13 protein-coding genes are annotated in these 13,287 nt (G+C 63.3%); all 13 read left to right on the forward strand.

Annotation, left to right across the window (positions count from 1 at the left end; all coding sequences use genetic code 11):
* Positions 1–6 precede the first annotated feature (6 nt).
* The 13 genes from gmk to ribH all read left to right on the forward strand — a co-directional run bounded on the left by gmk (position 7) and on the right by ribH (position 13,234).
* Positions 7–576 carry a guanylate kinase gene (gene gmk / locus HMPREF2565_RS06700; RefSeq protein WP_070516581.1) on the forward strand — a complete coding sequence of 190 codons (570 nt, stop codon included), beginning with the start codon at positions 7–9 and terminating at the stop codon, positions 574–576.
* Positions 577–614: 38 nt separating this feature from the next.
* Complete coding sequence (rpoZ, locus tag HMPREF2565_RS06705) at positions 615–917, forward strand: DNA-directed RNA polymerase subunit omega (RefSeq protein ID WP_046649090.1); 303 nt, start codon at positions 615–617, stop codon at positions 915–917.
* A 151-nt stretch (positions 918–1,068) separates the two neighbouring features.
* Positions 1,069–2,337: a bifunctional phosphopantothenoylcysteine decarboxylase/phosphopantothenate--cysteine ligase CoaBC gene (gene coaBC, locus HMPREF2565_RS06710; protein ID WP_070516583.1), complete on the forward strand. Its 1,269-nt coding sequence runs from the start codon at positions 1,069–1,071 to the stop codon at positions 2,335–2,337.
* 115 nt (positions 2,338–2,452) lie between these two features.
* Positions 2,453–3,676 carry a methionine adenosyltransferase gene (gene metK / locus HMPREF2565_RS06715; protein ID WP_070516585.1) on the forward strand — a complete coding sequence of 408 codons (1,224 nt, stop codon included), beginning with the start codon at positions 2,453–2,455 and terminating at the stop codon, positions 3,674–3,676.
* Positions 3,677–3,687: 11 nt separating this feature from the next.
* On the forward strand, positions 3,688–5,730 hold the full coding sequence (locus tag HMPREF2565_RS06720; protein WP_049157475.1) for a primosomal protein N': 2,043 nt from the start codon (positions 3,688–3,690) through the stop codon (positions 5,728–5,730).
* A 127-nt stretch (positions 5,731–5,857) separates the two neighbouring features.
* Entirely contained in the window at positions 5,858–6,367 is a 510-nt protein-coding gene (gene def, locus HMPREF2565_RS06725) for a peptide deformylase (protein WP_070516586.1), read from the forward strand.
* Positions 6,368–6,420: 53 nt separating this feature from the next.
* Positions 6,421–7,416, forward strand: coding sequence for a methionyl-tRNA formyltransferase (fmt, locus tag HMPREF2565_RS06730; protein ID WP_070516588.1), 996 nt, complete (start codon positions 6,421–6,423; stop codon positions 7,414–7,416).
* Positions 7,413–9,011, forward strand: coding sequence for an RsmB/NOP family class I SAM-dependent RNA methyltransferase (locus HMPREF2565_RS06735; RefSeq protein WP_070516590.1), 1,599 nt, complete (start codon positions 7,413–7,415; stop codon positions 9,009–9,011). The genes fmt and HMPREF2565_RS06735 overlap by 4 nt, the downstream gene beginning before the upstream one ends.
* 28 nt (positions 9,012–9,039) lie before the next feature.
* Positions 9,040–9,717: a ribulose-phosphate 3-epimerase gene (gene rpe / locus HMPREF2565_RS06740; RefSeq protein ID WP_070516592.1), complete on the forward strand. Its 678-nt coding sequence runs from the start codon at positions 9,040–9,042 to the stop codon at positions 9,715–9,717.
* Positions 9,714–10,739, forward strand: a complete 1,026-nt coding sequence (gene ribD / locus HMPREF2565_RS06745; protein WP_083306514.1) for a bifunctional diaminohydroxyphosphoribosylaminopyrimidine deaminase/5-amino-6-(5-phosphoribosylamino)uracil reductase RibD — start codon at positions 9,714–9,716, stop codon at positions 10,737–10,739. The genes rpe and ribD overlap by 4 nt, the downstream gene beginning before the upstream one ends.
* A 25-nt stretch (positions 10,740–10,764) precedes the next feature.
* Positions 10,765–11,403: a riboflavin synthase gene (locus tag HMPREF2565_RS06750; RefSeq protein WP_049157465.1), complete on the forward strand. Its 639-nt coding sequence runs from the start codon at positions 10,765–10,767 to the stop codon at positions 11,401–11,403.
* Positions 11,404–11,414: 11 nt separating this feature from the next.
* Complete coding sequence (locus tag HMPREF2565_RS06755; protein WP_071407055.1) at positions 11,415–12,677, forward strand: bifunctional 3,4-dihydroxy-2-butanone-4-phosphate synthase/GTP cyclohydrolase II; 1,263 nt, start codon at positions 11,415–11,417, stop codon at positions 12,675–12,677.
* A gap of 74 nt (positions 12,678–12,751) precedes the next feature.
* Positions 12,752–13,234, forward strand: coding sequence for a 6,7-dimethyl-8-ribityllumazine synthase (gene ribH, locus HMPREF2565_RS06760; protein WP_046649097.1), 483 nt, complete (start codon positions 12,752–12,754; stop codon positions 13,232–13,234).
* The last annotated feature ends 53 nt before the right edge of the window (positions 13,235–13,287 follow it).

The following is a 13,287-nucleotide window of genomic DNA, read 5'->3' on the forward strand; positions in this document are numbered from 1 at the left end:
AGCGCAATGGCTGACGAAACTGCACGCGGGCGCCTGGTCGTTCTGGCCGGGCCGTCTGCTGTGGGTAAGTCCACTGTGGTTTCGCGCCTGCGCGACGATGTCGACAACCTCTACTTCAGCGTCTCCATGACGACGCGCCAACCCCGTCCCGGAGAGACTGATGGGGTGGACTACTTCTTCGTCTCCCCAGAGACCTTCCAACAGCATATCGACGCCGGTGACATGCTCGAATGGGCAGAGATCCACGGCGGTTTGCAGCGTTCCGGGACGCCCGCTCAGCCGGTCCAAGAAGCGATGACGGCTGGACGCCCGGTGTTGGTAGAGGTTGATCTTGCAGGCGCCCGCAACGTGAAGGCGGCGATGCCGGAGGCGGAAACCGTGTTTCTCGCCCCACCATCTTGGGAAGTTTTGGTCGAGCGCCTGACAGGGCGTGGGACCGAACCGCAGGATGTCATCGATCGCAGGTTGCAGACCGCTGAGTCGGAGCTTGCCGCGCAAAAGGAGTTCGACCACATCGTTGTCAATGAAGATCTCGATGAGGCCGTTGCTGCTATTAGTGCTATCCTGCGTGGATAGACCACGATTTTGACCATCTACCAACAGTAAAGGTGCATGTGACCAACGTGACCACACCTGCTAATTCTGAGGCCGTTAAGCCGGAACCAGTATTCGATCCGCCGACGGGCATTACCGATCCGCCGATCGATGAGCTGCTGGGCAAGGTCTCGTCCAAGTACGCTCTGGTGATCTTTGCCGCTAAGCGCGCACGCCAGATCAACAGCTACTACCAAGAACAGGATGAAGGCGTCTTCGAGTTTGTCGGACCGCTGGTGACCCCGGAACCGGGGGAGAAGCCGCTGTCCATCGCTTTGCGCGAAATCGAAGCCGGCCTGCTGGACCACGAGGAAGGCAACTAAGCTTTTCCGTGCCGGTAGCTGCCTACAGCACATTCTGAACTGAACCCACCCACGTGTCTGCCAAGATACTGGGTGGGTTCAGTGCGTCTTGGGTAACATCGTCCGAGTGAAGGACGTACAGCATTTCCAAGAAGCTCAAGAAAGTAGCGCCGTGAATCATCCAGAGTCCGCAGGGGCGGGGTCGGCTCAACGGCGGCGCATCCTCATCGGAGTGGCGGGAGGAATTGCCGCCTACAAGGCGTGCCATCTTATCCGCGATTTCACTGAGCATGGCGATGATGTTCGCGTGATTCCTACCGAGGCTGCGCTGAACTTCGTTGGGGCAGCGACCTTTGAGGCCTTGTCGGGGCATCCGGTGTCGACCACGGTCTTTGATGCGGTGGATGAAGTCCAGCACGTCTCCCTAGGCCAGCAAGCGGATGCCATCGTTATTGCCCCGGCAACCGCGGACCTGATCGCGCGTTTGGCTGGTGGTCGCGCCGACGATCTTCTCAGCGCATCCGTCCTTGTTGCGACGTGTCCGGTGATTATCGCCCCAGCGATGCACACGGAGATGTGGCTTAACCCGGCAACCCAAGACAACGTGGCTACGCTGCGCCGTCGCGGAGTTACTGTCATGGAGCCCGCCCACGGCCGCTTGACCGGTACCGATACGGGCGCAGGCCGGTTGCCGGATCCGGAGCAGATTGCGGAATTTGCTCGCACCATCATTGCCGGCCACCGCGTGGACCATGATTGGCAGGGCCGGAAGGTCGTGATCTCCGCTGGCGGCACGCAAGAGAACCTTGACCCAGTGCGCTACCTTGGCAACCGCTCGTCCGGACGACAAGGCTTTGCGTTGGCTGAGATTGCCGCACAGCGGGGTGCCGATGTCACCATCGTTGCCGGTAATACGGAGGCGCTTCCGGTTCCCTCCGGTGCCACGGTCGTGCGGGTGACCTCAACCCGCGATATGCAGGAGGCAATGAATACAGAGTCCGCCGACGCGGACATCGTCATCATGGCCGCGGCCGTTGCGGACTATCGCCCAGCCTCCGTGGCTGATTCAAAGATGAAGAAGGGTACCGCGGACGCTGATTTGGCGCATCTGGAACTGGTGGAAAATCCGGATATCCTCAAGGGCCTCGTCGAGCGTCGCGACAGTGGCTCCCTCAACCCCGATGCCATCATCGTCGGCTTCGCCGCAGAAACCGGTGATGAGACGACGACTGTCCTGGAGTACGCCCAGCGGAAGTTCGCAAAGAAGGGCTGCGATGTACTCATGGCCAATGAGGTCGGGGAGGGAAAGGTCTTTGGCCAGCCCACGAGCGCTGGGTGGATCCTGCGGCGTGATGCCGAGCCAGTGGTGGTTGAGCCTGGCTCGAAACAGGTCGTGGCCGCGCAGATACTTGAAGCTGTGAATGAAATCCTGAAAAAGTAGTGGTCGTTCTTGCAGCTGTAGACCGCTTGGTCTACGATGGGGCGGTGTTATCAGCCGAGGCGTGGGCAAGGCGCTGTCCCACCCACGACGCGCAGAACTAGCTTAAGGAAAACTTGTGACTGACAAAGCTGCACAGGCGGTACGCCTCTTTACCAGCGAATCCGTAACTGAAGGCCACCCGGATAAAATTTGTGACGCGATCTCGGACGCCATTCTTGACGCCCTCCTCGAAGAAGACCCCAACGCCCACGTCGCCGTAGAAACCCTCGTGACTACGGGGCAGGTGCACGTCGTCGGCGAGGTGCGCACCACTGGTTATGTAGAGATCCCCCAGATCGTTCGCAAGACCCTCGTGGAGATTGGCTTTACCTCCTCCGATGTTGGTTTCGACGGCCATACCTGTGGCGTCAACGTCGCCATCGGTGAGCAGTCCCAGGAGATCGGGGCTGGCGTGGATGCCTCCACCGAGGTTCGTTCCGGCACCTTCGAAGACGATGACCAGTACGGTGCGGGTGACCAGGGCCTCATGTTTGGCTATGCCACCAATGAGACCCCGGAGTTTATGCCTTTGCCGATTTCCACGGCGCACCATCTATCGCGCCGTCTCACCCAGGTGCGCAAGGAGGGCATCGTGCCTTCCCTACGCCCCGATGGCAAGACCCAGGTCACCTACGCCTACGACGAGAATGATGTACCCACGCGGCTGGAGACGATCGTCATCTCTACCCAGCACGATCCGGACGTCACCCAGGAGTGGTTGGCCGAGCAGCTGCGCACGCACGTCGTCGAATGGGTCGTCAACGACGCCGACTTGGGCAAGTACTACACCGAGGACACCGAGCTGCTCATCAATCCTTCTGGCTCCTTCATCCTCGGCGGACCCATGGGTGATGCCGGGTTGACCGGCCGCAAGATCATCGTGGATACCTATGGTGGCATGGCCCGCCACGGCGGCGGTGCCTTCTCCGGTAAGGATCCGAGCAAGGTGGACCGCTCCGCTGCCTACGCCATGCGCTGGGTGGCCAAGAACATTGTGGCCGCCGAGCTTGCCGACCGCGCCGAGGTACAGGTGGCGTATGCCATCGGCCGCGCCAAGCCAGTTGGCCTCTACGTCGAGACCTTCGGTACTGCGCACGGCGGGCTGAGCGACGCCGACATCCAGGCCGCAGTGGACAAGGTCTTCGATCTGCGCCCGGCCGCCATCATTCGCGAGCTCGACCTCCAGCGCCCGATCTATCGCCAAACCGCGGCCTACGGTCACTTCGGTCGCACCGATGTTGACCTTCCGTGGGAGGACACCTCGCGGGCCGTCGACCTGCGCCGTGCCGCCGGCCTGTAGAATCGGGCGCTATGCCCAAGAAGACACCCGCCGCCCAGCAACCGGTCGCGCGGGTGTTGCCCTTGCTAGGGGTAGCGCACCTCGACCGCGGCTTCGATTACCTCATTGAGGAGGCGGATTCCGACGCCGCGCAACCGGGCGTCCGGGTGCGTATTCGCTTCAACGGCAGGTTGGTTGACGCCATCTTGCTCTCGCGCAGCAGCGACTCTGATTTTTCCGGTTCGCTCCGCTATATCGAACGCGTCATTTCCCCCTATGCGGTGTACACACCGACCATGGCGGCGCTCATCGAATCCCTTGCAGCCCGCTACGGCGGCGTGCGCTCCGATATCATCCGCACCGCCATCCCGGCGCGCCATGCCAAGGCCGAAGAAGCGGATATCACCACTCCCTGGGAAGAGCTCGGCACGGCAGAGCACCCGGATCTCTCTGCGTGGTCGAGCTACCAGCATGGCGAGTCTTTCGTGGATTCGGTGCTGACGGGGAACATTGCGCGGGCAGCGTGGCAGATCGCACCGGGGTCAGATTGGGCTGGCGCGCTTGCGGCCTTGGGCGCTAGCGTGGCGCTGCAAGGCGGCGGGGTGCTCATGGTTGTGCCGGATCAGCGTGACCTTGACCTGTTGGAAGCGGCGTTTCGTCGCCACCTCTCCGCCAAGCAGATCACGGTGCTCGCGCACAGTACTGGCCCGCAGGCTCGCTACCGCCGCTATCTGTCCGCACTGACGGGGCAGGCACGCATCGTTATCGGCACGCGCTCCGCGGCCTTCGCCCCAGTAAAGAACCTGAAGCTGGCCGTTGTCCTCAATGACGGTGACGATAGCCTGGTGGATAACCTCAAGCCCTACGTCCACACGCGAGAGGTATTGAGCACGCGCTCCGCGCAGGAAGAATGCAGCCTTATCCTTGCTGGCCACGCGCGCACGGCCGAAGCGCAGCTGCTCGTTGAGTCGGGATGGGCACACGATCTTCTCCCAACTCCGGAAGCCCTGGAAGCGGCGCGCCCCGATATTGTTGCGGTGGGTGCGTTCGGTATCAATCTGGCGCGGCACATGCAGGGCGGGACGACGTCGGTCAGCGGCCCAGCTTTTCAAGCCACTCGGGCGGCGCTCGACCGCGGTGAACCCGTCCTTGTCCAAGTCCCGCGCAAGGGCTACGCCCCAATTCTGGCTTGTGGGCAGTGTTCGTCCCCGGCACGGTGTCGACACTGCAACGGGCCACTAGGTTTGCCCTCTGTCCGTGGCGCGGCGGATGGGGCGCAGGATTCCGCCGCGCTTCCCACGTGTCGCTGGTGCGGGCGTGTCGACGCCCATTACCGCTGTTCCGAGTGTGGTTCCCCACGGCTGCGGGCCATTGTGCTGGGCTCCGAGCGCACCGCCGAGGAGATGGGGCGCGCCTTTCCCAACACGCGCGTTATCCAATCAGGTGGCTCCACAGTCGTCGACGAGGTCCCTGCCGGCCCCGCGCTGGTGATTGCCACGCCTGGCGCGGAGCCACGCGTTGCCGAGGGAGGGCACTATGGTGCTGCGCTCCTGGTGGAAACCGGGGCGTTGCTGGGCCGTCAGGATCTCCGAGCAACGGAGGATACCTTGACCACATGGGCCGCCGCAGCCACCCTCGTGGCCCCGGCTGCTCAGGGCGGAGCGGTGATCGTGGCAGCAGATGAGCAGCTCCCGCTCGTGGGCTTCTTTAGCCGGTGGGACATGGTGGGAGCTGCGGCGGCCGAGTTGCAGGCACGCCGCGAGGTACGCTTCCCGCCCGCGGTGCACATGGCGGCCGTCGACGGTGCCGATGCCTCGCTCGACGCTTTCCTGGAGCTGGCAGAACTACCGGAGCACGCGGAGCTTCTTGGCCCGGTCCCGCTACCGCCCGGGGTGAGCTTGCCGGGCGAATATGACCACGAACGTGGCGGCGAGCCCCAGCGCCTGCTGATCCGCACGCCATTGGGGCCGCGCTCGGAGCTTGGGCAGGCGCTGCGAACGGCCAATTCGCTGCGCAGCGCACGCAAGGACGTGTTGCCTCTGCGCATCGCCGTGGACCCGATCAACATCGGATAGACAGAGCAGCCGACCCCACCCCTGGAGGGCACGCACTGCTTACTGTGAACTATTCTCGGTGCAGGAGCACTACGGATGGCAATTCCTGCTTACCGTGAAAGACCGCAAACCACGAGGAGTTCATATTATGACCGTGCGCGAGGTTCGCCTCTATGGCGATCCCGTCCTGAGCACCCGGGCTGAGGAGGTCACCGAATTCGGGCCATCGCTCGAGCGTCTAGCTCAGGACATGCTGGAGACCATGGAAGACGCCGGGGGAGTGGGCCTAGCGGCTAACCAGATCGGCGTGACCAAGCGCATCTTCGTTTTTGACTGCTCTCACTATCAGCACGGCCTGCGCGGTGCCATCATCAACCCCGAGTGGGAAGCAGTGGGAGAAGACACTCAGCTGGGACCAGAGGGCTGCCTGTCCATCCCCGGTATTTCCCAGCCCACCGAAAGGTTCAATACCGTACGCCTTACAGGCTTCGATCCCCAAGGCCGCCCGGTGTCTATGCTCGCGTCCGGACTGATGGCACGCTGCATCCAACACGAAACGGATCACCTCGACGGTATCTTGTTCCTCAAGCGTCTGAGCGATGAGTTGCGAAAGGAATCCATGAAGATCATCCGCCAGTCGGAGTGGTTCAACGCATAGGCGTCAGACTTTAATAAACAATCAACCTCACGAGAGAAAGGCATGCACCCACTGTGCGCATCGTTTTCGCCGGAACCCCCGAGCCCGCCGTCGTGGCTTTGGAGAAGCTCATTGCCTCACACCACGAGATAGCCGCTGTCATCACCCGTCCTGATGCACGCCGCGGCCGCGGGCGCACCCTGCACCCCAGCCCGGTGAAGGCGCTGGCCCAGGAACATGGAATCGAGGTTCTCACGCCATCCACGCTCAAGCCAGGCACCGAGGACGGCGATGCTCTGCGCGCGCGGTTGGCGGAGATTGCTCCGGAGGTTATTCCGGTGGTGGCCTACGGAAACCTGATTACCGAGGATCTGCTGGGCCTCCCAACGCACGGCTGGGTCAACCTGCACTTCTCCCTGCTTCCAGCGTGGCGCGGCGCCGCACCGGTCCAGGCCGCCATTGCGGCCGGTGATGAGCGCACTGGCGCCACGACCTTCCGCATCGATCAGGGCCTGGATACCGGGGACATCCTGGCCACCATCGAGGAAACAATCCTGCCCACCGATACCGCTGATGACCTGCTCACGCGACTGGCGTATGCAGGTGGTGATCTCCTTGTTCAGACCATGAATGGCCTGGAGGATGGCAGCATTACGCCGCAGCCGCAGGAAGGAGAGGCCACCTATGCGCACAAGATCGCAACCGACGACGCCCGCATTGACTGGACCCTGGCTGCTGACGTCATCGATCGCCACATCCGCGCCCATACCCCGGGGCCGGGCGCCTGGACCTTAATGGGGGAATCCCGGCTGAAGGTAGGGCCTGTAAGCAGCGTGGCACCCGCCGAACTCGAGGCGCTGCCAGAGGCTGGCACAGTGCGCGCACTCCAGCCAGGAGAAGTGCACGTGGCCAAGAATTCGGTCATGGTCGGCACCGGTAGCTCCCCGGTACGTTTGGGCAAGATTCAACCGTCCGGTAAGAAGATGATGAACGCCGCTGATTGGGGCCGAGGTCTTGCTAGCCAAGGCTCTCGCGGCACGGATGGCACAGACGAGGTGAAGTTCTCATGACCGGAGGGTTTAGGTCCCGCAGCAAGTCTGGTGACCCGGCGCAGCGCGCAGGGAAGGGCACACAGAAGGGAAAGCAGCAAAGGGGCAGCCAACAACGTGGAAACTCGCGCAGTGGACGCGACCACAAGGGACGCCGAGGCGGACAGCGCCAGACTGCTCACCACGATCGCCAGAACCCGTCGCTGATTTCCGCGGCACGGCGCAGCGGGGTCGACGTGCCGCGCGCGGTCGCCTTCGAGGTACTGCAGCGGGTTGCGGCGGATGACGCTTTTGCCAACCTCACACTGCCGAAGGCCGTGAGCGCGAACAAGCTCAGCGGCCGCGACGCCGCCTTTGCCACGGAACTGACCTATGGCACGCTGCGCACCGAGGGCGTTCTCGATGCGGTCATCGCTGAATGCTCGTCGCGCGGGCTCGACGCCATTGCGCCCGAGGTGCTCACGGCCCTGCGACTGGGAACCTACCAGGTGCTCTACACCCGGGTGGAGGCGCACGCGGCGGTCGATACCACCGTTCGCCTCGTGGAGGCGGCCGGCCACGAGAAAGCCAAGGGCTTTGCCAACGGCATCATGCGGACTATCACCCGCACACCTGCGCAAGAGTGGCTGGACAAGCTAGCTCCGAGCGGAGAGGTCGCGGCTTTGGCCTTCCGCCACGCTCACCCCGAGTGGATCGCCCGCTCCTTCGGCCGCGGGTTGGGGCTCCTCGACACCGCTGACGATAACGCGCTCAGCGCCGAGCAAACAGCGGAGCTGGAGCGCGCACTCGAGGCGGACTCTGAGCGGCCCCTCGTGCACCTCGTAGCGCGACCGGGCGAGATATCCGCCGAAGAACTCGCGCTCATTACCGGCTGCGAAGAGGGACGCTATTCCCCCTATGCGGTCTACCTTGAGCAGGGTGACCCGGGCTCCCTCGAGCCTGTCCGCCAAAAATTGGCAGCGGTGCAAGACGAAGGCTCCCAGCTCATCGCACGCGCGGTGACGGAAGCTGAACTTATTGGCGAGGACAGCGGACGCTGGTTGGACCTGTGCGCCGGCCCCGGTGGCAAGGCCGCCCTGATGGGGGCTATCGCTCGCGTTGAGGGGGCGGAGGTCGATGCCGTAGAAGTCTCCCCGCACCGCGCTACCTTGGTGGAAAAAACAGTGGGTGACCTACCCGTGCGCGTGCACCGTGCGGACGGTCGTGCGCCGGGGCTCGACGCAGGCTTCGACCGGGTGCTTGTCGACGCCCCCTGTTCCGGCCTCGGTGCACTCCGTCGCCGCCCCGAAGCCCGCTGGCGCAAAGCCGAGTCCGATATCGCGGAGCTCAACACACTGCAGACCGAGCTCCTCGAGTCCGCGTTGGCCCTCGTACGCCCAGGTGGCGTCGTGGTGTACTCCACCTGTTCGCCCGACCTGCGCGAGACCCGGGGCATCGTGGACGCTGCCGTGGAGCGCCATGGCGCTGGGGCAGAGATCCGCGTCGAGGAGCTGGATACGCGCGACGTGCTTCCGGACATGGGGGATCTCGGCAGCGAGCTCTCTGCCCAGATGTGGCCGCACCGTCACGGCACCGACGCGATGTTTTTCGCCGTCCTCCGCCGAGTGGCGGACTAGCGGCGCGTAAAGGACTAGGCTGAGTGTCATGTCTGCACACTCGTCTGGTCCCATTATCTCCCCATCCATTCTGGCCGCCGACTTCACCCGCTTGGGCGAAGAGGTCAAAGCAGTGGCCAACGCGGATTGGATCCACGTTGACATCATGGATGGTCACTTCGTGCCGAACCTGTCCTTCGGCCCGGATATTACCGCGACGGTGGACGGGATTACCTCGCAGACCCTCGACGTTCACCTCATGATCGAGGAGCCGGAGAAATGGGTGGAAACCTACGCCAAGGCGGGCGCTGATTGCATCATCTTCCACGTCGAGGCCGTGGCCGACAAGGACGCGGCCATCGCCTTGGCCCGCAGGATTCGGGACCTAGGGCTGCGCGCGGGCTTCTCGATCAAGCCGGGCACCCCGATTGAGCCCTGGCTGGATGCCCTGGAGCACTTCGACGAAGTCCTCGTCATGTCTGTCGAACCCGGCTTTGGTGGTCAGAGCTTCATGCCGGATCAGCTGGATAAGGTGCGCACCTTGCGCGCAGCCATCGATGAGCGCGGCCTCGATGTGCTCATCGAAATCGATGGCGGTATCTCTGCCGAGACGATCCGCTCCGCCGCCGAGGCGGGCTGTGATGCCTTTGTCGCGGGTTCGGCCATTTACAAGCAAGCAGATAAGGCGGCCGCCGTCGAGGAGCTACGCCGACTGGCCACGCTGTGATCCCACGCCACGATTCTGCTGTCCTATCGCAAGCATTGCGCGTAGCCATGGAGGCCGGCGAGCGGGTTCGCGGTACGACGAGTCCGAACCCGCCGGTCGGCGCGGTGATTCTCGATGCTGCCGGCCAGGTCGCCGGCGTCGGCGCCACCCAGCCCCCGGGCGGGCCGCATGCTGAAGTCATGGCGCTGCGCGATGCAGGGGACAAGGCCCGCGGTGGAACCGCCGTGGTGACCTTGGAGCCCTGCAATCACACGGGTCGTACGGGCCCGTGCGCGCAGGCGCTTATCGATGCCTCCGTGGCCGCCGTGTACTACCTCCACCCGGACCCCACCCCACAAGCCGGGGGCGGATCAGCAACACTGCGCCGCGCCGGAGTCACGGTGGGACAGCTCGCGCCGGCGGAGGGCGTGGACGATGCGCTCGAACCGTGGTTGAGCGCGGTGAGTCTCGGCCGCCCGCACGTCACGCTCAAATTTGCACAGAGCCTGGATGGTTTCACCGCTGCCGCGGATGGCAGTAGCCAGTGGATTACCGGAGAGCGGGCCCGCGAGCACGTGCATCGTGATAGAGCTCAGCGCGATGCCATCCTTATCGGAACGGCCACGGCGTTAGCGGATAATCCATCGCTGACCGCGCGCTACCCCGATGGTTCATTGCGTGAGCGGCAACCGCGGCGCGTTGTCATCGGTTCCCGCGATGTTAGCCGGGGCGGGGCTAGTAACCTGGTCGAGCTAGGCTTCGAGCACTATTCCACGCCGCAGGAGGCACTAGATCAGCTGTACGCCAGCGGCGCGCGAGACATCCTTGTCGAAGGCGGCGCAGGGCTAGCCACCAGCTTCATGGAGTTGGGCTACATCGAGCGTATTCAGGCCTACCTGGGCAACGTCATTCTCGGCGAGGGCAGAGGAGTTCTCACCCGTGCACTGTCCCAGAATCTGGCCCAGGCTGAGAGGTGGCAGCGCGTGGCGGTTACCGAGCTAGGCGAGGACCTGCTCGTGGAATATAGAAAGCTCAAAGGTTAAAAGATAGGGAAGGGGAGTGCTGGCTATGTTTACTGGACTCGTTGAAGAAATTGGCCACGTCGATAGCGTGGAGCCGCAGGGTGATGCCGTGCGCCTCGGCATCGCCGCAACCATCGTGCTGGGGGACGCCCAACTGGGAGATTCCATCGCGGTCAACGGCGTGTGCCTGACCGTTGCTGAGTTGGGAGAAGGAACCTTCACCGCAGATGTCATGAAGGAGTCTTTGAACCGGAGTTCCCTCGGCGAACTCGAAGTGGGCGCGCCGGTCAACCTCGAGCGTGCGGTGCTCCCGACGACGCGCTTGGGTGGCCACATTGTGCAAGGGCACGTCGATGGCACCGGGACCTTGCTGAGCCGCACGCCGTCGGAGCACTGGGAGGTGCTGCGCTTTAGCCTGCCGGCCGAGCTGGAGCGCTACGTGGTGGAGAAGGGTTCCATCGCGGTGCAGGGAACCTCCCTGACGGTATCGGCCTTGTCAGACGGGCAGGGAGAGCCCGACGCGGAGAGCTATTTCGAAGTCTCTCTCATTCCCACCACGCTGCGCGATACCGTGTTTGGTTTGATGGCGCCAGGCGCTCGCGTCAACCTCGAGGTAGACGTGGTTGCAAAGTATGTGGAGAAAATGGTTCACCCCAACGCCTCCGCCAGTGGCACGGAGGGATAGAGTAAGTCCTTATGAGCGCTGCAGATTCAGCTTTTAGTTTAGATAGCGTCGACCAAGCCATCGCGGACATCGCGGCCGGCAAGGCGGTCGTCGTCGTGGACAATGAGGACCGCGAGAACGAAGGTGACCTCATTTTTGCCGCTGAGCTCGCCACCCCGGAGCTCGTGGCCTTTATGGTGCGCTATAGCTCCGGCTACATTTGCGCACCCCTGCCCCCAGAAGACTGCGAGCGTTTGAACTTACCCCCGATGTTCGCGGTGAACCAGGACGTACGGCAGACCGCCTACACCGTCACGGTGGACCTGGCTAATGGTTCCACTGGTATCTCTGCCACCTCACGTTGCGAAACTATCCGCAGGTTGGCCGATCCCTCCTCTAAGCCCTCGGAATTTACCCGCCCCGGACACGTGGTCCCGCTCGCCGCGCGCCCGAATGGCGTGCTCGAACGTGACGGGCACACGGAAGCCGCCATCGATCTGGCTCGCTTGGCAGGCCTTCGCCCAGCTGGCGTGCTCTGTGAGATCGTCTCTGAAGAGGATCCCACGGACATGGCGCGTTCGCCGGAGCTGCGCCGCTTTGCCGACGCCCACGGGCTGACGATGATCTCCATCGAGCAGCTCATCGAGTGGCGTCGCCACAACGAACAGCAGGTTCACCGCCAAGTAGAAACTCGCCTGCCCACCGAGTACGGCGAGTTTCGCGCGGTAGGTTATTCGAATGACGTCGACAAGCGCGAGCACATCGCCCTTTTCGTTGGTGACGTGGAAAGCTATTCCGGTGCCGAGGATGTACCCGTTCGCGTACACTCTGAGTGCCTTACAGGTGACGTCTTTTCCTCCCAGCGCTGTGATTGCGGTCCGCAGCTGCAGGAATCCCTCCGTGCGGTGCAAGAAGCGGGACGCGGCATCGTCATCTACCTGCGTGGACAGGAAGGGCGCGGAATTGGCCTGGTCAACAAGCTCAAGGCTTACCGTCTGCAGGACGAAGGCCTCGATACCGTTGATGCCAACGTGGAGCAGGGCCTGCCGGAGGATGCACGCGAATACTCCGTGGCCGGACAAATCCTGCGCGACGTCGGCGTGAAGTCCGTGAACCTCTTGACCAATAACCCGCACAAGGGCGAGGGGCTGCAAGGCTTCGGCATTGATGCCACCGCGCGCACAGCGCTGGCTACCCCCGCCACAGCGGAGAACATCAGCTATCTGCGCACCAAGCGTGACCGAATGGGGCATGATCTGCCCCAGGTAGCCGAATGGGATCAGAAACACTCCTAGAGTTGGGATGAAGCGCTTCAGCGCCCCTAACCATCACGCATTGAGTATCAAGCTTTGAGCACAAGGAGCACACTATGAGCAAGGAAGGCCTGCCCACCCCGAACAATGTCTCCGGGGAAGGTATCCGCGTCGCCGTCGTTACCGCAACGTGGAACGCAGAGATCTGTGATCAGCTGCATCGTCGAGCGCTCGAGACTGCCGAAGCCGCCGGCGCCGCGGTCACGCCCCTGCGCGTGGTCGGGGCCCTCGAACTGCCCGTCGTGGCCCAAGCCGCCGCGCGCACCCATGATGCCGTGGTTGCGTTGGGCTGCGTTGTTCGTGGTGGCACCCCGCACTTTGATTACGTCTGCGATTCCGTGACGCAGGGCCTGACGCGCATCGCGCTCGATGAGTCGACCCCGGTGGCCAATGGAGTGCTGACGGTCAACGACTACGAGCAAGCCGTCGATCGCGCCGGCTTTGCGGACTCTGAAGAGGATAAAGGTGCCGAGGCCATGCACGCAGCTTTAGAAACCGTGCACACGTTGCGTACACTGAACGAGTCAAACCAAAAGTAGGCTGCCAAGTGCAACCACGCCGCCTGGCGTATCCGGCAGGGGGAGTGGCCTGC

The sequence above is a fragment of the Corynebacterium sp. HMSC072A04 genome (assembly GCF_001809235.1).
Taxonomy (GTDB): domain Bacteria; phylum Actinomycetota; class Actinomycetes; order Mycobacteriales; family Mycobacteriaceae; genus Corynebacterium; species Corynebacterium hiratae.